This window comes from Paenisporosarcina indica (assembly GCF_001939075.1).
In the GTDB taxonomy this organism is placed as follows: domain Bacteria; phylum Bacillota; class Bacilli; order Bacillales_A; family Planococcaceae; genus Paenisporosarcina; species Paenisporosarcina indica.
Genome location: NZ_MPTA01000002.1, coordinates 493,415 through 517,704 on the forward strand (window position 1 = coordinate 493,415; position 24,290 = coordinate 517,704).

Consider the following 24,290-nt stretch of genomic DNA (forward strand, 5'->3'; position numbering starts at 1 on the left):
AAAGTAACTAATGTATAAAGAGTAACTTCAATTAAAAAGGAGATTTTAACATGACATTTCATCAGCATCCTACGGTTCATCCACAACAGGTCAATCTCAATGTGAGAGACCTAAATCAATCATTAGCTTTCTATAAAAACATCATTGGACTTCAAGTTCTATCTCAATCCAATTCTACAGTCGTATTTACAGTGAATGGAAAAACACCTATTTTGACCATTGAACAACCGGAAGTAATGGAAAAGCGGCAACCACGTGCAACAGGACTTTATCATATGGCGTTCTTAGTTCCAACACGTAAAGACTTAGGCGTTATTTACACCTATCTTCAAGGGATTGGCGTTCCAGTTGGTTCATCTGATCACGCTGTTAGTGAAGCCCTTTATTTAAATGATGTAGATGGCAACGGCATTGAAATTTATTATGATCGGTCACCGCTCACTTGGAATTGGCAAAATGGCGAAGTCGAGATGACCGTAGATCCTCTTAACTTCCCGCGATTATTGAATGATACAGAAGGGCTCACTTGGAACGGCCTTCCATCCGGAACAGTCATGGGCCACGTTCATTTAAGTGTGGCTAATTTAGAAGAAGCAAACACATTTTATGTGAAAGGGTTAGGGTTTGATGTAGTCTGTCGATATGGCGGCCAAGCATTATTCATTTCTTCTAATGGCTACCATCATCATATTGCACTCAATACTTGGGGACAGCCACAGCCAGTAAACCGCACTGTCAATACTCTTGGATTGAAAAGTTTTTCATTAATCTATCCAAGTGAAGAAGCAAGACAAAAAGTAGTTCTTCAATTGAGAGAAATCGGTGCAACAGTGATTGAGCGAAGTGATTATGTAGCTACAATTGATCCTTCCGGCACTGAATTGCAGTTATTGATTGGTTGATTTAGTATTTTTCATAAACGGAGGTCATTCTGATGCAAGATTTGAATTCTAATACCCCAAAAGCAATGGAAATCGGGGTATATACATTTGGAGATTTAGGAACTGACCCATTAACAGGAACAAGGATTAGCCCACAGCAGCGCTTACAAGAGGTCATTTCTGCTTCGAAATTAGCTGACGAAGCTGGGTTAGACATCTTTGGTTTGGGCGAACACCATCGGTTGGACTATACTGTATCTTCGCCTGCAGTTGTATTGGCGGCTATTGCCAGCCACACAAGCCGTATTAAACTGACGAGTGCGACCTCGGTTTTAAGCACTCTTGATCCCGTGCGTTTATTCGAAGATTTTGCCACACTTGATTTACTATCGAATGGCCGAGCTGAAATCATTACTGGTCGAGGCGCTTTTGTAGAATCATTCCCTCTATTTGGCTATGATTTAAGCGATTATGATGCTTTGTTCGACGAGAACATTCATTTACTGCTGGAACTAAATAAGAAAGAAATTCTAACTTGGAATGGCAAGTATCGATCGTCTTTAGAAAATGCCATGATATCCCCACGTCCTATCCAAAAAGAATTGCCAATTTGGGTAGGCGTTGGCGGTACGCCTGAAAGTGCCATACGAGCTGGGAAACTAGGTGTAGGAATGGCATTAGCTATTCTCGGTGGAGATCCCATAAGGTTTAAACCACTCGTTGACCTTTACCATCAAGCTGGTTTAGAAGCTGGCCATAGTTTAGAGCAGTTGAAGGTAGGCGTGACAGGACACACCTATCTTTCAAAAACTTCCCAGCAAGCAAAAGATGAATTCTTTCCTTATTATTCAAACTACTGGGCATACGTAAATCGGCAACGTGGGATGGGAAGTAGAATGTCCCGTGCGGACTTTGACTATATGGCAAGTCCAGAAACCGCTTTATTTGTTGGAAGTCCTCAACAAATCATTGAAAAGATTCTACATCAGCATGAACTATATGGACATTCCCGCTTTATAGCCCAAATGGATATTGGTGGATTGCCTTATGCCCAAGTAGCGAAGGGCATCGAAATGCTGGCAACTGAAGTCGCACCTGTCGTACGCAGGGAAACATGTCGATAAGATACATAAGAAAAGCGAAAGTGCTATTCTAGCCCGACGCCGGTGCTGGAATGATGAAAGGCGAACATTTCGCCTTTCTGAACCCTAAAAGGGGTCCGCGGGCTGGCGCTTGGAGCTCGCTTTCTTGACTATCCAAAAAGCCGAACGTAAACGGATACTCTCCGTTCATGTTCGGCTTTTTTCGATTATCGTTTTATTTGAAATTTGTATACTTCCTCATTTCCATATACAACACCTGTATCTACAAATCCATACCGTTCATAAAGTACTTTCGCACGATGATTTTCTTTAGCCACCGTTAAACGCACTTCTAAACAGTGAGGGTGACGTTTCTGAATCCACCCCACCATCTCCGCGAATGCCGCCTTACCATAGCCTTTTCCTTGGTACTTTTCATCGATTATGAAGCCATTAATCCAGTAACTGTCTTTTGTTTGTTCTTCATATGCATGCATGATGAACCCCACCATTTGTTCTTCAGAATAGATTGCAAAAGGTATGTATGTTACATCTTCACCATCTGGTTTAATGTGCACTTTCGCAAGTGAAACAGCAACAGGTGGAGCGAACGTCACTTGTTGGGGTGTCCCCTTTATGGTCATGGCTTCTTCCCAGTTATTTCGTGACACTTCTCTTAATTGGATATTAATAAAAATCACCCCTTTTTAAATTTGGTTAGGTTAAAGAATGTTGTTGATTTTGAACATAACCGAGAGGGTGCATTTTCGCCTAGCCAACCTCAAGAGCTGAAGAACAAGACCCAAAAGTATGCGGTTTTCATACTAGTTGGCTCTTGCGAACCTGCGACCAGCGCAAATGCACAAGAAACAGCAGTATTGTTTAATTAACATTGCTTCGAACATAAACACTTTTAGCTTACGTTTCCATATAGAACTGAACATAAAAAATTTTCAATTTATCATATTCAGTTGTTCCAAATTAAATTTACTCTGCATATATTTGTTCAAAGGAAACATTTTGTCTTACGAGAAAGATGTCCGAAATAATTATGCAATATTTTTTCTTTTTATTGCATTGGAGGGTATATATGAAAACAGCCATTTCAGTAAAAGATCTATTTGTATCGTACCACGGAAGTGAGGCGCTGAATAACGTCAGTTTCACAGTCAATGAGGGCAACTTGGTCGGAATTATTGGACCGAATGGTGCCGGAAAATCGACACTATTAAAGTCACTCTTGAATCTAATTTCGATAGACAAAGGCGAAGTACAGATTTTGGGTAAATCGATTAAGGAAATGAGAACGAAAGTTGCCTATGTGCCTCAACGAAGTAATATTGACTGGGATTTCCCGATCACTGTGATTGATACAGTTCTCCTTGGCACCTATCCAAACTTAGGAATATTCAAACGTCCAAAGAAATCCGATAAGGCCTGGGCACTTGAATGCTTAGAGAAAGTGGGCATTGCAGAATTTCGACATCGTCAAATCGGGGAACTCTCTGGTGGACAACAACAACGCGTATTTCTTGCCAGAGCATTGGCACAAAAACCCGATATGTATTTTCTTGATGAACCTTTTGTTGGCGTTGATGTGACAAGTGAAGAAACCATAATCACGATATTAAAAGAACTTCGTGATATTGGAAAAACGGTAGTGGTCGTTCATCATGATTTAAGTAAAGCCTCTGACTATTTTAACGAACTGATCCTTTTGAATAAGGAACTTATAGAGTACGGAGCTGTTGAAAAAGTATTTACCCCGGAAGTGTTAGGGAAGGCTTACAGCAATCATTTCCCTTCTATGACAGCTGTTGAGGTGAAGATATGATGAATTTTATTGATGCTCTTATGCAATATGGATTTCTGCAGAAAGCACTGATTACCTCCATTATGGTTGGGATTATTTGCGGAGTAATTGGCTGCTTTATTATTTTAAGAGGCATGGCTTTAATGGGGGATGCCATTTCACACGCTGTATTACCGGGCGTGGCAATTTCCTATATGCTCGGGATTAACTTCTTTTTCGGTGCCGTATTAACTGGGGTGCTCACTGCTCTCGGCATCGGTTTTATCAGTCAGAACAGTCGAATAAAAAATGATGTATCCATTGGAATCATGTTCACCGCAGCCTTTGCGTCAGGGATTATCCTCATTACACTGATGAAAAGCAGCACGGATTTGTATCATATTTTATTCGGCAACGTACTTGCCGTTCGACCTTCGGAAATGTGGACCACTTTATTTATCGGGATCTTTGTCTTAGTAAGCATCTATGTATTTTATAAAGAGTTGCTCGTCAGCTCGTTTGATTCAACGATGGCAGCGGCATATGGGTTGCCTACAAGGGTTATCCATTATTTCTTAATGACCCTTCTGACATTGGTGACAGTTGCTTCCCTACAAACTGTCGGAATTATTTTGGTTGTGGCGATGCTGATCACTCCAGCCTCGACTGCCTATTTGTTAACAAATCGTCTTTGGGTAATGCTTTACCTATCTGCAGGAATTGGCGTGCTTTCATCCATAATTGGCTTGTATCTAAGCTTCACTTACAATTTAGCTTCAGGTGCTACGATTGTACTGGCAGCCACTGCACTTTTTATTGTGGCATTTATCTTTTCACCCAAACAAGGTCTGATTTGGCGTTGGATTAGAAAATTCAGAAAAAGAGAGTCTTATGCTCGATAAGGATTTAATATGGAGGAGTAACATGAAAATCAGGAAAAAACTTTTGATTGGGATAGTTGGGATTTTCGGAATCGCACTTGCAGCTTGTACGAATGAAGGTGGAAGCACAAATAAAGGCAATACGGACAAAATTCAAGTCATTGCCACCTATTCAATCATTTATGACATCGTCAAGAATGTGGGTGGTGAGCTTGTAGATGTGCATACATTGGCACCAGTTGGTTCGAATCCGCATGAATATGATCCTCTGCCATTGGATGTGCAATTGACGACGGATGCGGATATCGTCTTCTACAATGGGCTTAATTTAGAAGGTGGAAACGCGTGGTTTGAGAAACTGCTGCTTACAGCAGGTAAATCCGGAAAAGATGCTCCAGTTTACCGTTTAAGTGAAGGTGTTGAACCGAAGTATTTGACGACTAAAGGAAAAGAGTCAGAAGAAGATCCACATGCCTGGTTAGATATTCGAAATGGTATCATTTATGCAGAAAATGCAAAAAATGGATTTATTCAAGTTGACCCTGATAATGCCGCTATTTATGAAAAAAACGCTGCCGATTATATAAAAAAATTGGAGAGTCTTCATCAGGAATCCGTGGAGCGTTATAGCGAAATCCCCCAAGAACAACGTTTATTGATCACAAGCGAAGGTGCTTTCAAATATTTCTCTGCCGCCTATGGTTTCGAGGCTGCATACATCTGGGAGATTAACTCAGAGAATCAGGGGTCGCCAGAACAAGTAAGTAATGTTGTAGATTTTATTCGGTCGAAGAAGGACCCTGTGCTATTTGTTGAAACCAGTATAGACCCACGAAGTATGGAAATGGTCTCAAGTGAAACAGGCGTTCCAATTTTCGGGAAAGTATTTACTGACTCCATCGGAAAACCGGGTGAGGATGGCGATACCTATATCAAGATGATGGAATGGAATATTGATACGATTTTTCGAGGATTAACCGAAAAATAATGGTCTCCCCCCTTTACTGGGCCCTTAACATGTTATTTAAGGGCTCTTTGTTATGTCGACTATTTATTATTGTGAACCATATTAATTACATGGCAATTCCTTCCCCTTCTTTACTCTCCACTCTACCCCATTCATTATTCGAACGATAAGATAACCGAAGTTTAAAACGTAAGCATATCAATTGACGTTTAACCCTTCTATGGTGTATATTTAGTTTGAATTCAAGATATATTTATTCGAGATAAATGAACTCAATGAGTTTATGGGCATCGAATTGATCCCTCTTTCACTAAGAGCCGGATTCCTTAGTCAGATTAGAAAGTATTGGTGGTAAATATAGTGGGTATTTTAGAAAAATTATTCGGTAAAACAACTAAGGAGGAACACACAATGACAAACGAAAAATTAAAAGTAGGTATTATTATCGGAAGTACTCGTCAAGGACGCAATGCAGAGGCAGTATCAAACTGGATGTACGATTTTGCTTCAAAACGCAACGATGCTGACTATGAATTAGTAGATCTAGCAGATTACAACCTTCCATTCTTGGGTGCAGCAATTCCTGCTGAAACACAACAAGCAGCAGAAGCAGCTATTAAAGCTTGGTCAGAAAAAATGGCTTCATTCGACGGATACATTTTCGTTGCACCTGAATACAACCACGCAGTAAGTGGAGCACTTAAAAATGCAATTGACTTCTTAAATCCAGAACTAAACAACAAAGCTGCCGGATTCGTAGGATATGGTAGTTTAGGTGGAGCACGTGTAATTGAAAATCTTCGTTTGATTTTCGGTGAATTACAAGTGGCTGACGTTCGTACAGCAGTTACCTTCTCACTAATTACAGACTTTGAAAACATGAGCGTATTCAAACCCGCTGACTATCATGCAGGAAATGCAAACGAAATGCTTAACCAACTTCTTTCTTGGAGTGGCGCATTAAAAACTGTTCGTAACTAAATTTCAGAAAAATAGGCTATCCTCACTTGTGGGGAAGCCTATTTTTTATTCAGCACTTTAAATTCAAGTCGACCTCTTCCCTTCAAAATCTTCAACTTAAATTTCATCTAGAAGTTTGACATTCCCTACAAAATATAATACTCTTAATTCAAGATATATTAATTCAGTATAAAGTTATCATTAAATCTATATTTGGAGGTGATCAGATGAGTGAAAATTTATCTCTGAAATCATTTGTTGTCCTGATGAAATCTTCAAAAGCGGTTCAAGAACAAGTTAAATTGGATATTGATAGCTATGGTATGCGTACTTCTGACTTCACTGTATTAGAAGCCCTTTATCACAAAGGCAGGCAAACCATTCGACAAATTTCTGATGCAGTACTTATTAATACTGGATCGATCACCTATGTCATCGATAAATTAGAAACAAAAGGCTTATTGGAAAGAAGCGACTGCAAAGAAGACCGTCGCGTTGTCTATATCCAAATAACTGAACAAGGGAAAGAATTCATGGATGAAATTTTCCCTAAGCATCAAAACCTTATTGAAGACATCTTTTCAGTTTTAACAGAAGCAGAAAAAACAACTTTTATTGAACTTTTAAAAAGAGTTGGAAAAAAATAAATCCTTTAAAAATGAGTCGGCTTAAACACTATAAAAAATTGAGGTGTAAATGTATCTTGAAGAAAACTGCAGGTATTCACCATATAACAGCTATTGTTGGTCACCCACAGGAGAACGTTGATTTTTATGCAGGTGTTTTAGGACTAAGAATGGTTAAGCAAACGGTTAATTTCGATGATCCAGGAACCTATCACCTCTATTTCGGTAATGAGGGTGGTAAACCGGGTACGATCATCACCTTTTTCCCATGGGCCAATGCTCATCAAGGAAAAATCGGGGATGGACAAGTAGGTGTCACTTCTTATGTTGTGCCAACTGGTGCCCTGTCATTCTGGGAAAAACGATTAGAGAAATTCAATATTGAATTCAATAAAACACAACGCTTTGATGAGACCTATTTAACTTTCTCTGATACCCATGGATTGCAACTGGAAATCGTGGAACGTCAAGAAGGCGAACAAAATACATGGACATTTGGTGATGTGACACCAGAAGTAGCCATTAAAGGTTTCGGTGGTGCAACATTATTCTCATCACAACCAGCTAAAACCGCACAACTCCTTAAAGAAGTCATGGGATTTGAAAAAATAGGTGAAGAAAATGGGTTATTACGTTTTAAATCTTATGGCGATCTCGGAAATACCATAGATGTAAAAACAACTCCAAGTGGCCGTGGACAGATGGGCGTTGGAACGGTTCACCATATCGCGTGGCGTGCTGAAGACGACAAAGACCAGTTAGATTGGAAGCAATATGTAGAAAGTAATGGTTATGGAGTCACTCCCGTACAAGATAGAAATTACTTTAATGCCATCTATTTCAGAGAACAAGGTGAAATACTTTTCGAAATCGCAACGGATCCTCCAGGATTCGCACATGATGAGTCACTTGAATCAATGGGGAAAAACCTAAAGTTGCCAGAGCAATATGAAATTTATCGTGAAAAGCTTGTAAATACTTTGATACCGATTGAAGTGAGAAACATAGACTGAGAAGAGCTGAAAGTACCACTTCAGCTCAATGCTGACGGTGGACGAAATGATTTAATAGAGCCTTAACTTTAAGGAGGAATTCCTTTGCTTTCCATTGACCCGAGTAATAGTACAGAAAGAGAAAACTACAAACTGTTAATTGGCAGTGTCGTACCTAGACCCATTGCATTTGTAACGAGCGTTGGACCGGATGGGACAATCAATGGAGCGCCATTTAGTTATTTCAATATTGTTTCATCAAACCCTCCCATGATTTCTATCTCCATTCAACGGAAAAACGGGTTACCTAAAGATACATCCAGAAACATTTTACAATCAAAAGAGTTTGTTGTTCACATTGTGGATGAACAAAATGTGAATAAAATCAATGAAACTGCTGCCTCTCTTCCTCCAGATGAAAGTGAAATTACAAAAGCAAACTTGACACTCGTCGATAGTGAGGCAATTTCTGTTCCTGGAATTCGAGAAGCCAAAGTCCGTTTTGAATGTACATTAGAACATACGCTTGAATTAGGTGGAGTCGAACAACCTGGTGTCGATCTTATTATCGGTAAAATTGTTCGATATCATATTGATGAAGCCATTTATGAAAACGGGAAGATCAATCTTGAAAATTTAGGAGCAATCAGTCGCCTGGCTGGTAATAATTATGCGAAAATCGGTGAGGTCTTTTCTATTAAAAGACCCGACTAAGACTTATTGAAGCGAACTAGAGAGGAGAAATTTATATGAAACATATTTTCCAAAAGGGAACTAACCCATTAAAACCAACTTTATTATTACTACATGGAACAGGTGGAACTGAAACCGACTTGCTTCCACTTGCAGAAAAAATCGATGCTGAATCGAATGTGCTTAGTGTGCGAGGAAATGTACTGGAGAACGGCATGCCCCGTTTCTTCCGTCGCTTAGCTGAAGGAATCTTTGACATGGAAGATTTAATCTTCCGTACAAAAGAGTTAAATGAATTTTTAGATGAAGCCGCGGTTAAATATGAATTTGACCGAAACAACATTCTTGCCATCGGTTATTCGAATGGGGCTAATATAGCAGCGAGCTTAATGTTCCATTATCAAGAAGCATTGGCAGGAGCCATTTTACACCACCCAATGGTCCCAAGAAGAGGAATTGACTTACCGGATTTATCTAGTAAACGCGTATTTATCGCTGCAGGTACGAATGATCCAATTTGTCCAGCACAGGAATCCGAAGACTTAAAATCCCTATTGGATCAAGCAGGTGCCAGTGTAGAATTACATTGGGAAAACAGAGGTCATCAGTTGACTTTTGAAGAAGTAGAAGCTGCTGGGAAATGGTATAAAAATCTTTAAAACGTCCCCTTCTATTCCTTATACAACAAAACCGTACATTTTAGAAAAAACCAAGCTCTGAGGGGAATCTCCCCCTGAGCTTGGCTTTTTTTGCTTTATGTGCTATTGCTGACTTATTGATTAATAACTGTCAAAAAGGCTTCCCCATACTTCTCCAGTTTATTCGCACCCACACCGCTTACTTCCAGGAACTCGTCATCCGTTTTCGGACGCTTTGCACACATATCTTTCAATGTTTTGTCTGAGAATACGACAAATGGTGGAACATTTGATTCATCAGCCAGTTGTTTTCTAAGAATACGCAGTTCTTCGAATAACGGGTCATTATCAGTAACTTGTTGTGTGACGATTGCTCCTTTACGAAGCACTTTTTGATTGCCTGTTAACACTTCTTTGCTCCGAGCCGTTACGTAAATCGTTGGAAACGAACCTTGTTCCACTGCTAGCAAGTCTTGTGAAATCATGAATTCCATTAGATTTGCAACTTCTTTCGCGCTGTAGTGCTTTAAAATGCCGTAAGTAGAAAGTCTTTCAAATCCAAATTCGATCACTTTTTTATTTCGAGACCCCGTCAGCACTTGAGCCGTCAGCATCTTGCCAAATTTCTGCCCCATTCGAATCACACACGACAGCACCATTTGAACATCTTGGGTGACGTCCTGACTTTCACGATTATCCGTACAATTACTGCACTGGCCACACACGTCCGCCTCTGTATCTCCAAAATAATGAATAATGAATTGTTGTAAGCAATTCTCAGTATGACAATAGTCCACCATTCCTTGAAGTTTAATGAGTTCAGCAGGAATTCGACTTGGATCCTGTGCCTGGTCAATCAAAAATCGCTGGGTTTGCACGTCTTGCGATGCATAGAGCACAATACACGCACTCGGTAAGCCGTCCCGTCCAGCCCTACCCGCTTCCTGGTAATAGCTCTCCATATTTTTGGGCAGTTGATAATGAATCACGTATCGGATATTGGATTTATCGATGCCCATTCCGAATGCATTCGTCGCGACCATCACTTGAACTTCGTCTTTTAAAAACCGTTCTTGCTCATAGCTTCGGTCTTCATCAAACATCCCACCATGATATTTCGCTACACTAATGCCTCTTTTTTGAAGCAGCTCGTATATATGGTTCACTGTTTTCCGAGTAGCTGCATAAATGATTCCGGATTCATTTTCATTTTTCATGACATAGTCTTTTACAAATTTTTCTCGATCTTGACCTTGCACAACCGAGAAGGTTAGGTTCGATCTTTCAAATCCAGTCATTACCGTACGTTCTTCATTTATATGGAGAATGCGGCATATATCCTCGCGTACTTGAGGCGTTGCCGTTGCTGTTAGTGCCAGCACTGTTGGTGTATTGGGAAAGAGTTCTGTCAATCGGCTTATTAAGCGATAGCTCGGACGGAAATCATGTCCCCATTGCGATATACAATGGGCTTCATCCACCGCAATCAGGGGCACTGGAATATTGCGAAGCTCATTCAAAAACGATTGTGAATCTAAACGCTCTGGTGCGATATATAAAAGTTTAACGGCACCCCGTTCAACATCGTACATGACTTCTCGTACTTCTTCATGACTCAACGAACTATTTATGTATGCCGCATGAATACCCGCTTCTAGCAAAGTATCGACTTGGTCTTTCATTAATGAAATCAACGGAGAAACGACAATGGTTGTCCCATCCAAAACAAGTGCAGGAATTTGATAACAAATTGATTTCCCTCCACCTGTTGGCATAACGCAAATCGAATTCTCTCCATTGAGTACTTGTTTGATGACTTGTTCTTGACCGGTCCTAAACGTTTCGTATCCGAAATAATTTTGTAAGTATTTACTTGCTTGTTCTAACACATATGTCACCCCTTCATTGGTACTGGTTCTTAATGCTAAGCACTTTTTATGTGGATTTTCCTTTTTTAGTTAGTTGGATACCTTGCTCCATAACATGTTCTTCTTTTAATTCATCGATTAACAGTTCGGCTGCTTTTCGGTACGAATTACTAATGTTGACTAGTGACGTGATGAGGAGGATTTTTTCTAATTGCTCAGAATCGTCATCTTCCATTTTATTCACTTCATTTTGTACCTCGGCTGCTCGCTTATGGAATTCCTGCTCAAAGTCTACTGCATTCCCCTGCTGAATGGCGAGAAAACTAGTGTAGAATTTTTCAAGTTCGATGTTATCATTCGTCAACTTGTTGTTGATCCCTTCTAAAGTAGCTTTAATATCATTAATCGATAGAGCTCCTTTTAATTGGTAGATTAAGCTGATCAACATGAGATGTTTTTTTGAGTACTTTTTATTTTTAATGGGGATGAATAACTTCCCTTTTGCATAGTTATTAATCATGGTTTTAGTTAAGACTTTCTCATCATCATTACGTTTCTTGTCTTTATAAGTATGATCGAATAGTTGAATGACTTGATCCATATATAAATCAATATCAGGCATTTCCTGAAGTGAAATGTTTGTTTCTAGTGATAGTTTATTGATAATTTCTTTTGCGTTCTTCATATAGAACCCCTCAGTTTTCATTAGCTATTAGTAGGATAATTGTATCTTAAAAATTGAGTATCGTAAACATTGACTAGATGATGATATAGTTATATCATTACACATAGTATAGATAACTACTTATAGATATGGGGGTATTTAATATGCAAGGATATATTCGTGAACCTTTTAATTCATTGTCTCATTTAGCAGGTGCCGTTTTATCGGTTGTTGCGTTGATTGCCATGATTTTCAAAGCTTCAATGAACAATTCACCTGTTTTACACATCGTCGCGATCATCATTTTTGGGATTAGTATGATTTTATTGTACTCCGCTTCAGCGACATATCATATGGTACATGCAAAAGACCAGGTAATTGCTTACTTGCGAAAACTTGATCACTCGATGATCTTTTTGCTAATCGCAGGCTCATATGCCCCATTTTGCTTGATTGCACTTAATGGAACTAAAGGGTTTGTTCTATTCTCCGTGGTAACAGGACTTGCCGTTGCTGGAATCTTGTTTAAAATGGTGTGGTTCAATTGTCCACGTTGGCTCTCCACCGGGCTTTACATCGGGATGGGTTGGATTATCGTTTTTCTTGCATCACCATTATCAAAAGTGCTAAATGCACCTGGACTTTGGCTACTAATTATAGGAGGCATGATGTATACAATTGGGGGCATTATTTATGGGGCAAAACCCAAATTCCTTCAATCAAAATATTTAGGTTTTCACGAGATTTTTCACATCTTTATTTTACTAGGCACGTTCTCACATTTCTTCTGTGTTTATTTCTACGTCCTATAACCTAAATCCTTTTATTTCCTTCTTTATTCTGAACTTTTTCGATTTCACCCTCGAGTAATGACTGTCACCCAAACTATTCTATGAACCAGTCATATACTAACTCGAATACAGAATGAAGGAGGTACTCATTTTTGGTTAATCAGTTATTTCCATTTCAACCCGGTGATGATAGGCCAGGCTTTGGAAACCCAAACTTTCCTGGACAAGGAGGGCCAGGCTTTGGAAATCCAAATTTCCCCGGACAAGGACGACCACCTGGATCCCCAGGACAGGGCGGGCAAGGTAGACCATCCGGTAGTTCAGGTCCACCGTCAGGACCACCCCCATCGTTTACTCCTCAACAATCGGCAGGAGCTAGAGGAGGCGTTGGGGCTTTCGCAGTAGATCCTGGTGCAATTCGCGGATGCTTATTCAGATTCACATTTGTATGGTTAAGAAACGGCCGTAGTTTTTGGCTATTTCCGACTTTCGTCGGTAGAGAATCCGTCGCGGGTTGGAGATGGAACGGTTTTAGATGGAGTTATTACGGCACGGATTTAAACAGAATTTCATCTTTCCAATGTTTCTAAGCCATCTATGAGATCAGTTTAAAACCGCCACAAAAGCTCGACCCCGATGGCGGAAAAAACTCATTGAAAATCTGTTTCATATGAAAAAGAAGAGGACGTTCTAAAAGTCATCGATAATGACTTTAGGATCGTCCTCTTTTCTGAATTATTGCAGTAACCTTAAAAAGTCTATTTCATTATCGACTCCAAGATAAGAAAACGCAGATTCACCTGTTGCATCTTCCATGGTAGGATCAGCTCCATACTCATAAAGCATATATGCCAGTTCATAGTTTTCATTGTATAGCGCATTTATAAGTATACTTGAATAATCATCTTGGGCATTCGGGTCTGCCCCTGCTTCTAACAGGACTTGTGCGGTTTCATTATCCCCAGAAAATACAGCATAAGCTAATGCAGTAGATCCCTCTGCATCTCTAGCTTCTAAATCCTCGCCTTGTTCAATTAATGCATTAACCTCATTTAGATCGTTATTGTATGCCGCTGTCATTAGTGGCGTTTCGCCTTCTATAGTTGTTTCATATGTATCCTCCGTAAAGTCGCTAGGAATAATATTTGCATACACCCACCCACCTGCAGTGAATAATAGGAGGATAACCATATAGGCTCCGAACATTCCACCAAATAATAGTCCAGCACCAAGAGCTATCTTCCCGTGATTTGGTACGTAAGAAGGAGTGCCCTCAACCCCCATAAAATGACCAATCGCTTGAATCCGTTTCGGTAGGCGTGGATGGCCCGATAATACTTCACTTAACCAAACGGCAACATTTGACTCACTCTTTATTTGCTCCAAATAAGCTGTTTCATTCACTTCCAGGTACAAATCCTTGCCTGCACCTAAAACAGTTAATGCGCGCTTTGCAGCAATTCCATTTTGAGTATAGTAAGCAGCTTCGCGGTCGCACGTATATTCACATGATCGGCTATAGGCTTGTGAGAGAAAAGGAATAAACATTGCAGGAACCAGGAGAATATTCTTCCAAACATGTCGACGTTTAATGTGGGACAGTTCATGTGCAAGGATGAAATCTAATTCAGTAGCGCCCCCTTGTCTAGCTAGTTCAAAAACCTCCGAATAAATCACGACCATGTCGCGCCCGAAAAAACGTGTTGCAAACGCATTTAATGCACCCTCGGATTGTACGATAAATACTTCAGGTACTCGTTTTAAACCCATCGCGTTGGATAGTGTCTCCACTCGTTCATATACATCCGAAAACTGATTCTGATTAATACGAATACCATTTCCTCTAATGGATCCTAGCATGATTAAATTTGCATAAAGCATAATCGCTAGAAGCCCTAAAGCTATGCCGATTCCGATAATTGAAATGGCTGCAATGATATATATGAAAATACTAAAAAGAATACTTATTACGAAATAAATCGTTTCTCTGTCTGATGTTACATTTGACGTTCTCATTCTTGTTTTCCCCTTTTGTATGAATTTTACATATACACCTGAACTTAACGGATAATCAAGCAAACGTCAATACACATATATTGGATTTTCCGCCTAAGCCTTATTCAACAAAGAATAATTTGCACGCAGAGTTCTAGGTTTCGGCGGAAATAACACGAGCACCGTAGGATTTCCTGAAAAACAAAGTGGGAGCATGTGACGAAATCACATCGCTCCCACTTTTCCTTTATTAAGTAAGGTAAGGTACCATACTTTCCATAGCTCCTAAAAATATTGTGCAAACTGGATTTTTAAAATTCGAAAGATCTTATTACCTAATAGCACCTTCTTCTTAAGCTTCTTCAACATCTACATGATAGGTCTCTAAGTTTTCCGTAGCGATAATTTCAGGGATCAATTGATCAATCATCTTATTACCATCAAAAGTGCCCACTAATTCAATCGATGCATCTAATTCAACTTTCAACCCTTCTATTTCAGGCTCTGCAGTCGAATGAATTAATGAAAATCCTCGAAGTCGTTCTTCGTATTTTTCTGCAAATGCTAAAGTGATATATCCTGCAAGAGAATGACCACATAGTGTTATTTTTTCAATTTCTAAATAGCTTAATAGTTCATTTAAGATATCTGCCATGTATTCTACTTCATAGTTTCCCTTTGAGAAAGCTGAACAACCACTTCCTGGTAGGTCGGGGATAATGACTCGATTCTCTTCAGACAACAGCGGGATTATTCGGTCCCAATAGGCATGACTTCCACAAAAACCATGTAGTAATACAATCGCATCACCTTTTCCAATATCCTGATACGATAAAGTAAAATTGGCTAAGTCAACTTGTCGGTAATTCATTGTAACAACTCCCGTTTATTAGTGGTTTTCTACCATACCCATATTTTGAACAAACTAAGCAAGGCATAGCGATTTGCAGACTTACCTTGAAGATTGTTTTTTATCTAATTGATTAATTATTATTTAGAACCGGGGACATCACCGCGTTGGAACTGTAGAGAAAAAAATGAAAGCACCAAGAAGCGTGACATCACACTTCTCTTGGTGCTTTCCTAAAGTTGTACCGTGTTTGTCCTTCCTATTTCCGACTTTATAGTTTTTTTCTGAAAGGAATGGCACGAAGACTTGAATTTTATGACTTTCAACAACTTGCTTAAATGCCTTATCTGCAGGGTAGTTAGATTTTATACTACTTACTATTGATTAGCTTAATAATTCCAGGATCTAAGCTCAGTAGCCACTAATAATAATCATTCTCATTTACATTTCTAGAAAACGCTTAAAATATACATTGACTTTAATAATCATTCTCATTTAGAAATATAAATTATCAATTATGTTTGACATAATTAAAGCAACAGCGTATATTTACATTATAATAATTCTAATTAAGGAGTTGATATAAATTAGTTCTCATAAAGATGAACATACAACCACACACAAAAATAAGACTTTATTTATTTGGGCAGCTTCCTTAACTGTTTTTTTCGCTATTATTGAAATTGTCTATGGCTTTATATCAGGATCATTAATGATTATCGGCGATGGTGTGCATATGAGCTCAGACGCGATTTCTCTAACACTTTCACTTATTGCCACAATCGTGGCTTCTAAAGTTGCTACAAGCAACCGGACTTTTGGATTTAAGCGTTTTGAACCAATTGCTGCATTTATTAATGGTTTAACACTTGTCATCATCCCTCTTTACATCATTTATGAAGCATTTAGCCGCATGGTCAATCCAGTGGAAATCATGGAAAAACAAATGTTGGTTGTCGGGATTATTGGATTACTCATTAATGCACTCGTCGGATACATTTTATCGAAAGGCAATCACAATATTAATATGAGAAGTGCCATGTTGCATGTTTTTGCTGACATGATCACCAGTTTAAGTGCTGTGATAGTCGCTCTTGCTATATTGTTCTTCGACTTCATTTGGTTAGATCCAATTGGGAGCATCGTGACTTCATTTATTATCATTCGAGGTGGGATTGCGATTACAAAAGAAGCCTTCAATATCCTGATGGAAGGCACACCAAACGGCTATTCAGTTGATGCCATTCGAAAAACGATTAAAAGTATCACACCCATTTTAACAGTGGAAGACGTGAAAATTTGGTGTGTAAATGAAGATGAAGTATACACCATGATCCGCGTGCATGCTCCCATAGAAACTACCAGAGGAATCCATGTGATGATTAAAGAAAAAGTCTCACTTGCAACAAACATTCCGTTAGAACACATTTATGTGGATGTGAACTAAGAGCTCCAATATCAAGAAAAACCATGCAAATTGCATCAGTTCCTTGTTTGTGAGTGAAAACCGATAATAATCTCTGACACATCCAGACTCTAAGGTCGTTATGGATGCCAAAATGCTGCAACATGATCTAAGAATAGGGAGGGGCCTCATGTGACTACGTACTCCGCTCTGTGCTCCCATTGTGGTGTCGATGTTACCAAACCTGTTCATCTTTTTTTGCCAGGAATTTGAAAGACTCTATCGAATTAAGAGATGGACACTGAAAAAGTCCCTTGATTCTAAACAAGCGAGCCTTCCCTCGATAATTCCAGGGAAGGCTCGTTGTTGGTTATTTGTATAAATCGGAATATGTTGGTGGGGCAGGAAAATCTTTGAACACTGGATTTCGTGGGAGTAGTTCACAATTTTACATGCGTATATGTAAATAAAAGACCAAATCGGTTGTCGATTTGGTCTTTTATTTACTATTTATTATTTATTATTTATTCAACAATCTATCAAGACTTATTGAAAGAATTTAATTAATTGATTGCTTGATGGTTCTTGTAGTGGGAACGTTTCTTCTGTGTTCGTCTGGCAGACCACGTGTAAAGTTGGTTCTTCCTTGACGATAAACTTCCAGTGAGAAGTCTTTGCAGAATTCATTACTTTTAACTCTTCGCGCATCATTTTCTTTCTAAAGTTCGCAAGTTTGGCGATTAAGAAACGTTCTTTGTAACGAATAAGCAAATATCCATTTTGTGCAACACGGTTATATTTGTTTAAACTAACTTCTCTTAAATCAAAAACATTTGACTTATTTTGAACGGACGGAGATAATACAAAAAAGTCTCTTTTCTTGAAGATTGTTGTATTTAAATGTTGAATTAACCCTAATTCATTTGTCAAAAAGTCTTTATTTACTTCACTTGGAGTTTTATTAGTATCCATAGTACACCTCTTCTAAAAGTTCTCTTATAATAAGTATACACTTTATCTAATGAAATTTCACGTAAAGCTGGAATTGACATTTTTATGGAAGGAATCCTGTATCATCGCGAACTAACGGTCTTTCCTTTTCCAATGTAATGATGTTTTCTTTCTAAATATTCAATTAATAAAACCATCTACAGCACAGACATTATCCTTACTAATAATATTTTTATTATGCCCTAAAAATTCGTTTCAATGCTTCTTTTTGTTGCGGTTTTACATCCACTTCAGGGCGAATTGATTTTACCATTACTTCAGCATTCTCAAATGAATCGACAAGACGCAGTTCCATTAACACAGCGACCGCCATGGTGCCAGCTCTGCCCCGACCGCTATTACAATGGAAAAATATTCTTTTACCACTTTGATAATCCTCAACAATTTTCTTCACTCCAATTCGTATAGAGTCATCTTGGAATGCTGCATCATTGACGATTGGTTGATGTTTGCTGATCTCACTTGAAGGTTCTGCCACTTCCGCTCGCAAATCATAAACGACATCCATTTTTTCTTTATCGATGGCTCTAGGAACATCATCAACTCCATCGAAAAAAATTCGATCATCTACTAATGCTTGATACTTTTCAATCAATGCTTGTTCCTCCTACAAAAAATCTAATTTCAGTTGCGCATTTTCAAATAGCAATTTCGCATTAAAACGTTTCCCCGCTTTTGAAGTAAATCCATTAATCAATTCTGTTTTTCCTTTTGTACATAAATCTTCAATATGTTTCGCAGAAAGGCGCTTTTTTAAAAATACCGCCGGAAATGTTTGCTTACACCCTTCTTTATAAGCAGAACAACCGTAAAAGTTTTTACGTGTCATAATCGTTCCTTTATGACATGTCGGACATGGCACAACCTCTTTTTTAGTAATGACCTTTTCAGTTGTCATATGAAATGTCTTTGTTTGAATGTGGGTTGGAACTTCTTGAATCAGTTGATTTAAAAATTTTGCGATACTACCTAAGAAGAGTTCCGATGAACCCGTACCTGTCCCAATCTTCTTCAAATAAGCTTCCCATTTGGCTGTCATTGCTGGGCTTGCAAGTAAATTCCCTTCAATTGCTTCGCAAAGCACGCATCCTTTTTCTGTGACTGACACAATATTTCTCTTTACTTCAATATATCCATGCCGTTTGATCGTTTCAATAATTCCACTTCTTGTGGCTTCTGTTCCTAATCCTTCGACCTCTTTCAAAATTTCAGTTTCAACTGCATCTTCCACAAATTTCCCACAGGTTTTCATCATGGCAATGAGTTGTCCTTCCGTATACGGTTTAGGCGGTGATGTTTCTCCTTCTTTGATGGAGACTTTGCTTTTCACTTGTTCGTGTAATGAAAGTTTTGGTAATGCTGGCTCTTTTGAAGCTTTTGGGTCTTTATCAGTTAAAAATAAACCCTTCCATCCTTTATCAATTTCCGTTTTACCACTAGAGAAAAAGGCAAGTCCATTTACATCCGTCTTTACAGTCGTTTCTTGATATAGGTAATCCGAGTGGAACATGGCTAGTGTGGTCCGTAATACTTCTTCATACAAATTGCGTTCTTCAGGAGATAAACCGTTAAGTACTCTTGCAGTCGGTATTTTTTTTGTCGGAATGATCGCATAATGTTCCTGTACCTTGGAACTGTCGACGTACCGTTTACTCGGTCTTCTTGAAGCGACTTCGAATGGTTCCTGGATTAACTGTTGATACGATTCAACTTGATTTTCAAGATAGGCAAATTCATTGGGTGTGATGAATTGCGTATCTGTTCTCGGGTATGAAACCAGTTTCTTTTCATACAGTTTTTGCATCGTTTCCAGTACTTTTGCCGGGCTATATTTCCACCTTCTATTTGCAGTTGCTTGAATAGTGGACAATGCATGCAGTTTGGGAGATGGAATTTTTTTATCTTCCGTTTTTAACTGGTTAATCGTTCCCGGAAGCGTTCCAGCGATTTGATGATTTCGTAAGATTTCTTCAGCCTCTTGGCGAAGCTTCAACTTTCCTTTCGCCTTGCCTTTATACGAACCATGTTGTGCCGAGAAATTTCCTTCCAGCTCAAAGAAAGGTTCTGGAACAAACCGCTCAATTTCAAGCTTCCGTTGGTAAATTAAATAAACAGTTGGCGACTGCACTCTCCCAATGGAAAAAACTTCTCTAATCCCTTTTTGTTGAATTAACATCGTGTATAGCCGTGAGCCATTCATGCCAACGAGCCAGTCACTGATTTGACGTGCTTTGGCCTCTTTATACATCAACAAATCTTTGCGATTGTCTTGTAACTGAAGAAAGCCTTTACGCACTTCATCGATTTCCAGCGAGTTAATCCATAAACGTTTTATCGTTTTATTTTTAGCATGTGTGTAATCAAAAATACTATAGAATATATTTGATCCTTCTCGATCAACATCACACGCATTTATGACGGTATCGGTTTCATGTATTAATTTCTTAATGACCGCGAACTGTTTCGCTTTCCCTTTGGCAATCTGATACTGAAATTGTGCAGGCAAAATCGGCAGCGTTTGGAGTGACCATTTTGCCCATTTAGCATCGTGGGATTTCGGATCACGTAATTCAACTAAATGTCCGATTCCCCATGTAATAAATGCACCTAGTGGAAAAATTTCGCACGGTTGCACATCAAAAAAGCCTTCCTGCTTCTTCACCTTAAAAGCATCTGCATACGCTTTGGCCTGACTCGGCTTTTCTGCGACAATCACCGGTTTCATCATAATTCCACCCTTCTCATTCCCCATTATTACGCAAAGTATACCACCAATAGAACATACATTCTACTTTTCAACAGGTAGTTTGCGTCTTTCACACCATAAGCTGATGGATTTTCTCTACTAATTCCTGACCAGATTGGTTTTTTGTGCCGCCACCTTGTGCGAAGCTTGCAGAGCCTCCGCCTTTTCCGTTAATGAGTGGGAATATTTGTGAAGCTAGTTGTTTCATATTCGTATCATTTTCCGCACCACTTGCTAATACAAATTGTAGTAACCCTTCATTTTCAGCAATGAATATTACTTTACACTTAGGTGACTCCGCGACTAATAGACGTGCAAGCTTTTGTAATTCTTGGATTGATCGTTGTTGGAAAACACGCTCGATGGAAACATTCCCTTGTGTCAACTCACCAAGTATCTCCTTCACTTCATACCCCATCAGTTGTTCACGAAGTTCTTCTATTGTTTTCTCCATTTTCTTCCCATTGTCTACTACTGTTCGAGCTGCTTCTGCCAGCCCTTCTTCAGATGCACTTAATTGGCTTTTCATTTCTTGCAAGACTGTATGTTTGCGATGCAGCTGCGTAATCACTCTGCCACCACAAACGAAATGTACGCGTACTTTCCCTTTCTGCTTTTCGGTGTCTAGAATTTTCAATGCACCAATTTGACCTGTTGAAGATGGATGTGTCCCTCCACATCCGTTGTAATCGAAATCCGGAATAATGACCAAGCGTATGTCTTCATCCACAGAAACTTGTTTTCGCAGTGGATATTGTGCAAGTTCATCTTTCGTTACCCATTTCGTTTCAATCAATCGGTTTTCCAAAATGATTTGATTCGCCAGCTTCTCCACTTTCCCTAATTGCTCATTGGAAATTTTTGAAGCGTCTACATCGATGGTGACGTGTTCTTTTCCTAAATGAAAACTTACGGTTTGGATTCCTAACAACTCCACAAAAGAAGCCGTTAATATATGTTGGCCCGCATGTTGTTGCATAAAGTCAAATCGGCGTGTCCAATCGATTTCGATTCCAACAGATTCCCCCGTTTCAAGTGTTGAGCGTTCACCTATATAGTGACGAATTTCACCATCCACTTCTTCCACGTCTGTTACTTGAACTCCATTTATTAATCCCGTGTCATGTGGTTGACCACCACCTGTCGGATAAAAAATCGTTTCCTGCAGCGTAATGTACCATCTTCCAGACTCTTCTTGAGCCTGGCTGATTATTGTTGTGTTTGCGTTTTTTTGGTATGCATCTTGATAATAATATTTTTGTTTCATCTGTTGGAATTCCTCCTATAAAGTGCACATGACTAGTTTGTCGAATATTTGGGTATATAGAGTAATGTACCATCATTTTGTCATTAGGAGCCAAGAAATGAAACCAGACATCATGCAAAATGAATCCCGAGCAACAGGCACATGTTTCGAAAAGCAGTTTTGTATAAGAGCTCTCATGGCCAGTAGTTTTTATGATTCGACTGTTATTTGTTCAACGAAAAAAAATACGATGTCATTTCATGAAATGAACACTCTTGAAGCTTTAAACCGCCATACGGAACATCAATTTAAATCAATCTCAGAATTCACTCAACATCTAGACGAGCTCCTACTTAAAAAGCTTTTGACTGAATAATGTCAAAAGCTTTTTTTGTGCGATTAATACTGGAATTATTGAGGATTCATGAGAAAAATTCATTATATGTGAGGAAACCTAACACCAATTTCATAAATAGTTTGATTTTTCATTTTAATTGGTTTAATATGTTAGGAAACCTAACATATATTATTAGGAACCAGAAAGGAGCATGAGGATGAAGAAGATTGAGGCAATTATTCGGCCAGATGTATTTTCAGCTGTTCGAAGAGCACTGGCACTAGAAGGAATTGATGGTTTAAGCGTGACTGAAATTGCTGGGTGTGGCAGACAAGAGGGACGCACTGGTCTATTTCGTGGAAATGCATACGAAATGGAGTTTTCATCAAAATTGAAATTAGAGATGGTCATCGAAGATCGTTTAGTTGAACCAATTATTAAGTCCATATTAGAGTACGCCGCTACTGGCGAAGTAGGGGATGGGAAAATTTTTATTTATCCAGTGGATGAAGCCATTCGAATTCGGACAAAAGAACGCGGTGCAGTAGCCGTATATTAAAGGGGGATGCACAATGGAGGGAATTGAAGCCGTACAAAGTTCAGTTGACATGATGTGGATGATGATTGGGGCTATTTTGGTATTCTTTATGCATGCAGGTTTTGCCATGGTCGAAACCGGATTTACTCGATCGAAAAATACTGTAAATATCTTAATGAAAAACTTTTTGACTGTTGCGATTGGGGCTATCTTATATTTTATCGTTGGCTTTGCCATTATGTTTGGCCCTACTGCTTCTGGATTAATCGGTACTGAAGGATTTGCTTTACTTGGGCGTGAAGATATTGGTTTCTTTGTTTTCCAAGCCGTATTTGCTGCTACATGTGCAACCATTATTTCAGGAGCCGTTGCTGAGAGAATGAAGTTATCCTCTTATCTTTTACTTGTTGTTGCCATGACAGGGGCAATTTACCCAATTGTCGGACACTGGGTATGGGGCGGCGGATGGATCTCACAATTAGGTTTCATCGATTTCGCTGGTTCATCAGTTGTTCATTTAACTGGCGCTGTTGGTGCATTAGTAGCTGCTTGGCTGATTGGTCCTCGTATTGGAAAATACAGCGACAACTCTGTAAATGTTATTCCTGGTCATAGCATCCCACTCAGTACGTTAGGTGTCTTTATTTTATGGCTAGGATGGTTTGGATTCAATGGTGGTAGTACACTTGCTGCTGATCCTACATTGGTTCCTTTAGTTATTGGCAATACGTTACTCGCTGCATCAGCCGGGGTTTTATCAACTGCTTTATATACAAAAATCCGTTTTAAACAATTGGATGCTTCTCTTACACTAAACGGCGCGCTGAGCGGTCTGGTAGGGATTACAGCAGGATGTGCCAATGTTTCACTTATTGGAGCAATTGTTATTGGATTAATCGCAGGTGTGGTCATGACTGAAAGTATTCGTTTCTTTGATGTAAAAGTAAAAATAGACGATCCAGTCGGCGCTATTTCAGTACATGGAATTGGTGGGATTTGGGGAACACTCGCAGTTGGTTTATTCGACACAGTGAACGGGACTTTATACGGAGGAGGTCTTGGAATACTTGGCGTTCAAGCAATCGGTATTGTCACAATCATTGGTTGGACAGCACTTACTGTTGGGGGTAGCTTGCTACTCATTCGTCTGTTCATTCCTCTTCGTGTAACTAAGCTTGAAGAAACAGCTGGTCTTGATTATTCTGAGCACGGAACTCAAGCCTACCATATGCAAGATGTATTAAAAGGTACTGCTCCGCGTTCTGAAGATTTCGCTCACCGCATCACGCAACTGGGCAAATCAGTTCAGGCTCGATAATAAAAATAT

General features: G+C 39.2%; 26 protein-coding genes. 17 read left to right on the forward strand and 9 right to left on the reverse strand.

All coding sequences use genetic code 11. The annotated features are described in order from the left end of the window. Positions 1-50 precede the first annotated feature (50 nt). Positions 51-902, forward strand: coding sequence for a VOC family protein (locus GY23_RS07860; protein WP_075618666.1), 852 nt, complete (start codon positions 51-53; stop codon positions 900-902). 32 nt (positions 903-934) lie between these two features. Beyond that, positions 935-2,005, forward strand: a complete 1,071-nt coding sequence (locus GY23_RS07865; protein WP_075618667.1) for an LLM class flavin-dependent oxidoreductase — start codon at positions 935-937, stop codon at positions 2,003-2,005. Between the two features lie 185 nt (positions 2,006-2,190). Here GY23_RS07865 and GY23_RS07870 read toward each other — a convergent pair whose 3' ends face one another. After that, positions 2,191-2,655 (reverse strand): GNAT family N-acetyltransferase, encoded by a 465-nt coding sequence (locus tag GY23_RS07870; RefSeq protein ID WP_075618949.1) that lies wholly within the window; start codon positions 2,653-2,655, stop codon positions 2,191-2,193. Between GY23_RS07870 and GY23_RS18450 the strand changes: the two genes are divergently transcribed. From GY23_RS18450 to GY23_RS07910, 9 genes are all read left to right on the forward strand, one after another. Then, a complete protein-coding gene (locus GY23_RS18450) occupies positions 2,644-2,853 on the forward strand; it encodes a hypothetical protein (RefSeq protein WP_169834553.1) in 210 nt (69 codons plus the stop codon). The two genes, GY23_RS07870 and GY23_RS18450, sit on opposite strands and share 12 nt — an antisense overlap. Positions 2,854-3,053: 200 nt before the next feature. Next, a complete protein-coding gene (locus GY23_RS07875; RefSeq protein WP_075618668.1) occupies positions 3,054-3,797 on the forward strand; it encodes a metal ABC transporter ATP-binding protein in 744 nt (247 codons plus the stop codon). Then, positions 3,797-4,657: a metal ABC transporter permease gene (locus GY23_RS07880; protein WP_075618950.1), complete on the forward strand. Its 861-nt coding sequence runs from the start codon at positions 3,797-3,799 to the stop codon at positions 4,655-4,657. Before GY23_RS07875 ends, GY23_RS07880 begins: the two co-directional genes overlap by 1 nt. A gap of 22 nt (positions 4,658-4,679) precedes the next feature. After that, a complete protein-coding gene (locus GY23_RS07885) occupies positions 4,680-5,624 on the forward strand; it encodes a metal ABC transporter substrate-binding protein (protein ID WP_075618669.1) in 945 nt (314 codons plus the stop codon). Between the two features lie 390 nt (positions 5,625-6,014). After that, complete coding sequence (locus GY23_RS07890; RefSeq protein ID WP_075618670.1) at positions 6,015-6,584, forward strand: NADPH-dependent FMN reductase; 570 nt, start codon at positions 6,015-6,017, stop codon at positions 6,582-6,584. A gap of 206 nt (positions 6,585-6,790) precedes the next feature. Continuing rightward, positions 6,791-7,210 (forward strand): MarR family winged helix-turn-helix transcriptional regulator, encoded by a 420-nt coding sequence (locus GY23_RS07895; RefSeq protein WP_075618671.1) that lies wholly within the window; start codon positions 6,791-6,793, stop codon positions 7,208-7,210. Positions 7,211-7,263: 53 nt separating this feature from the next. Continuing rightward, a complete protein-coding gene (locus GY23_RS07900; RefSeq protein ID WP_075618951.1) occupies positions 7,264-8,202 on the forward strand; it encodes a ring-cleaving dioxygenase in 939 nt (312 codons plus the stop codon). A gap of 84 nt (positions 8,203-8,286) precedes the next feature. Then, the gene (locus GY23_RS07905; RefSeq protein WP_075618672.1) at positions 8,287-8,895 is read left to right on the forward strand and encodes a flavin reductase family protein; all 609 of its coding nucleotides are present in this window, start codon (positions 8,287-8,289) and stop codon (positions 8,893-8,895) included. Positions 8,896-8,930: 35 nt separating this feature from the next. Beyond that, positions 8,931-9,533 carry an alpha/beta hydrolase gene (locus GY23_RS07910; RefSeq protein WP_075618673.1) on the forward strand — a complete coding sequence of 201 codons (603 nt, stop codon included), beginning with the start codon at positions 8,931-8,933 and terminating at the stop codon, positions 9,531-9,533. A gap of 113 nt (positions 9,534-9,646) precedes the next feature. Here GY23_RS07910 and recQ read toward each other — a convergent pair whose 3' ends face one another. Both recQ and GY23_RS07920 read right to left on the reverse strand, forming a co-directional pair. Beyond that, positions 9,647-11,401 carry a DNA helicase RecQ gene (recQ, locus tag GY23_RS07915; RefSeq protein WP_075618674.1) on the reverse strand — a complete coding sequence of 585 codons (1,755 nt, stop codon included), beginning with the start codon at positions 11,399-11,401 and terminating at the stop codon, positions 9,647-9,649. 46 nt (positions 11,402-11,447) lie between these two features. Then, positions 11,448-12,065, reverse strand: coding sequence for a DUF1836 domain-containing protein (locus tag GY23_RS07920; RefSeq protein WP_075618675.1), 618 nt, complete (start codon positions 12,063-12,065; stop codon positions 11,448-11,450). A gap of 143 nt (positions 12,066-12,208) precedes the next feature. On the opposite strand from GY23_RS07920, the gene trhA reads away from it, so the two are divergent. Beyond that, entirely contained in the window at positions 12,209-12,856 is a 648-nt protein-coding gene (gene trhA / locus GY23_RS07925; protein WP_075618676.1) for a PAQR family membrane homeostasis protein TrhA, read from the forward strand. A gap of 131 nt (positions 12,857-12,987) precedes the next feature. After that, positions 12,988-13,425: a transporter gene (locus GY23_RS07930; protein WP_075618677.1), complete on the forward strand. Its 438-nt coding sequence runs from the start codon at positions 12,988-12,990 to the stop codon at positions 13,423-13,425. A gap of 145 nt (positions 13,426-13,570) precedes the next feature. On the opposite strand, the gene GY23_RS07935 is transcribed toward GY23_RS07930, so the two are convergent. Together GY23_RS07935 and GY23_RS07940 are read right to left on the reverse strand one after the other, a co-directional pair. Then, on the reverse strand, positions 13,571-14,851 hold the full coding sequence (locus GY23_RS07935) for a M48 family metallopeptidase (RefSeq protein ID WP_075618678.1): 1,281 nt from the start codon (positions 14,849-14,851) through the stop codon (positions 13,571-13,573). 331 nt (positions 14,852-15,182) lie between these two features. Beyond that, the gene (locus GY23_RS07940) at positions 15,183-15,701 is read right to left on the reverse strand and encodes an alpha/beta fold hydrolase (protein ID WP_075618679.1); all 519 of its coding nucleotides are present in this window, start codon (positions 15,699-15,701) and stop codon (positions 15,183-15,185) included. Between the two features lie 619 nt (positions 15,702-16,320). Here GY23_RS07940 and GY23_RS07945 point away from each other — a divergent pair. After that, complete coding sequence (locus GY23_RS07945) at positions 16,321-17,127, forward strand: cation diffusion facilitator family transporter (RefSeq protein WP_245827628.1); 807 nt, start codon at positions 16,321-16,323, stop codon at positions 17,125-17,127. A gap of 504 nt (positions 17,128-17,631) precedes the next feature. On the opposite strand, the gene GY23_RS07950 is transcribed toward GY23_RS07945, so the two are convergent. From GY23_RS07950 to GY23_RS07965, 4 genes are all read right to left on the reverse strand, one after another. Further along, a complete protein-coding gene (locus tag GY23_RS07950) occupies positions 17,632-18,057 on the reverse strand; it encodes a hypothetical protein (RefSeq protein WP_075618681.1) in 426 nt (141 codons plus the stop codon). Between the two features lie 214 nt (positions 18,058-18,271). Further along, a complete protein-coding gene (locus GY23_RS07955) occupies positions 18,272-18,691 on the reverse strand; it encodes a protein-tyrosine phosphatase family protein (RefSeq protein ID WP_075618682.1) in 420 nt (139 codons plus the stop codon). 12 nt (positions 18,692-18,703) lie between these two features. After that, a complete protein-coding gene (locus GY23_RS07960) occupies positions 18,704-20,821 on the reverse strand; it encodes a type IA DNA topoisomerase (protein WP_075618952.1) in 2,118 nt (705 codons plus the stop codon). 91 nt (positions 20,822-20,912) lie between these two features. Next, positions 20,913-22,109 (reverse strand): alanyl-tRNA editing protein, encoded by a 1,197-nt coding sequence (locus GY23_RS07965; protein ID WP_075618683.1) that lies wholly within the window; start codon positions 22,107-22,109, stop codon positions 20,913-20,915. A gap of 97 nt (positions 22,110-22,206) precedes the next feature. Between GY23_RS07965 and GY23_RS07970 the strand changes: the two genes are divergently transcribed. From GY23_RS07970 to GY23_RS07980, 3 genes are all read left to right on the forward strand, one after another. Then, the gene (locus tag GY23_RS07970; RefSeq protein ID WP_075618684.1) at positions 22,207-22,464 is read left to right on the forward strand and encodes a hypothetical protein; all 258 of its coding nucleotides are present in this window, start codon (positions 22,207-22,209) and stop codon (positions 22,462-22,464) included. Between the two features lie 178 nt (positions 22,465-22,642). Next, positions 22,643-22,984 (forward strand): P-II family nitrogen regulator, encoded by a 342-nt coding sequence (locus GY23_RS07975; RefSeq protein ID WP_075618685.1) that lies wholly within the window; start codon positions 22,643-22,645, stop codon positions 22,982-22,984. A 13-nt stretch (positions 22,985-22,997) separates the two neighbouring features. Then, positions 22,998-24,281 (forward strand): ammonium transporter, encoded by a 1,284-nt coding sequence (locus tag GY23_RS07980; protein ID WP_211270651.1) that lies wholly within the window; start codon positions 22,998-23,000, stop codon positions 24,279-24,281. Positions 24,282-24,290 lie beyond the last annotated feature (9 nt).

Bases quoted from the DNA above. Each gene is read 5' to 3' on its own strand.
- GY23_RS07960 (WP_075618952.1), bottom strand. From the start codon at position 20,821: ATGAAACCGGTGATTGTCGCAGAAAAGCCGAGTCAGGCCAAAGCGTAT.
- GY23_RS07865 (WP_075618667.1), top strand. From the start codon at position 935: ATGCAAGATTTGAATTCTAATACCCCAAAAGCAATGGAAATCGGGGTA.
- trhA (WP_075618676.1), top strand. From the start codon at position 12,209: ATGCAAGGATATATTCGTGAACCTTTTAATTCATTGTCTCATTTAGCA.
- GY23_RS07885 (WP_075618669.1), top strand. From the start codon at position 4,680: ATGAAAATCAGGAAAAAACTTTTGATTGGGATAGTTGGGATTTTCGGA.
- GY23_RS07860 (WP_075618666.1), top strand. From the start codon at position 51: ATGACATTTCATCAGCATCCTACGGTTCATCCACAACAGGTCAATCTC.
- GY23_RS07980 (WP_211270651.1), top strand. From the start codon at position 22,998: ATGGAGGGAATTGAAGCCGTACAAAGTTCAGTTGACATGATGTGGATG.
- GY23_RS07920 (WP_075618675.1), bottom strand. From the start codon at position 12,065: ATGAAGAACGCAAAAGAAATTATCAATAAACTATCACTAGAAACAAAC.
- GY23_RS07875 (WP_075618668.1), top strand. From the start codon at position 3,054: ATGAAAACAGCCATTTCAGTAAAAGATCTATTTGTATCGTACCACGGA.
- GY23_RS07940 (WP_075618679.1), bottom strand. From the start codon at position 15,701: ATGAATTACCGACAAGTTGACTTAGCCAATTTTACTTTATCGTATCAG.
- GY23_RS07935 (WP_075618678.1), bottom strand. From the start codon at position 14,851: ATGAGAACGTCAAATGTAACATCAGACAGAGAAACGATTTATTTCGTA.
- GY23_RS07910 (WP_075618673.1), top strand. From the start codon at position 8,931: ATGAAACATATTTTCCAAAAGGGAACTAACCCATTAAAACCAACTTTA.
- GY23_RS07895 (WP_075618671.1), top strand. From the start codon at position 6,791: ATGAGTGAAAATTTATCTCTGAAATCATTTGTTGTCCTGATGAAATCT.
- GY23_RS07965 (WP_075618683.1), bottom strand. From the start codon at position 22,109: ATGAAACAAAAATATTATTATCAAGATGCATACCAAAAAAACGCAAAC.
- GY23_RS07890 (WP_075618670.1), top strand. From the start codon at position 6,015: ATGACAAACGAAAAATTAAAAGTAGGTATTATTATCGGAAGTACTCGT.
- GY23_RS07880 (WP_075618950.1), top strand. From the start codon at position 3,797: ATGAATTTTATTGATGCTCTTATGCAATATGGATTTCTGCAGAAAGCA.
- GY23_RS07975 (WP_075618685.1), top strand. From the start codon at position 22,643: ATGAAGAAGATTGAGGCAATTATTCGGCCAGATGTATTTTCAGCTGTT.
- GY23_RS07970 (WP_075618684.1), top strand. From the start codon at position 22,207: ATGAAACCAGACATCATGCAAAATGAATCCCGAGCAACAGGCACATGT.
- GY23_RS07950 (WP_075618681.1), bottom strand. From the start codon at position 18,057: ATGGATACTAATAAAACTCCAAGTGAAGTAAATAAAGACTTTTTGACA.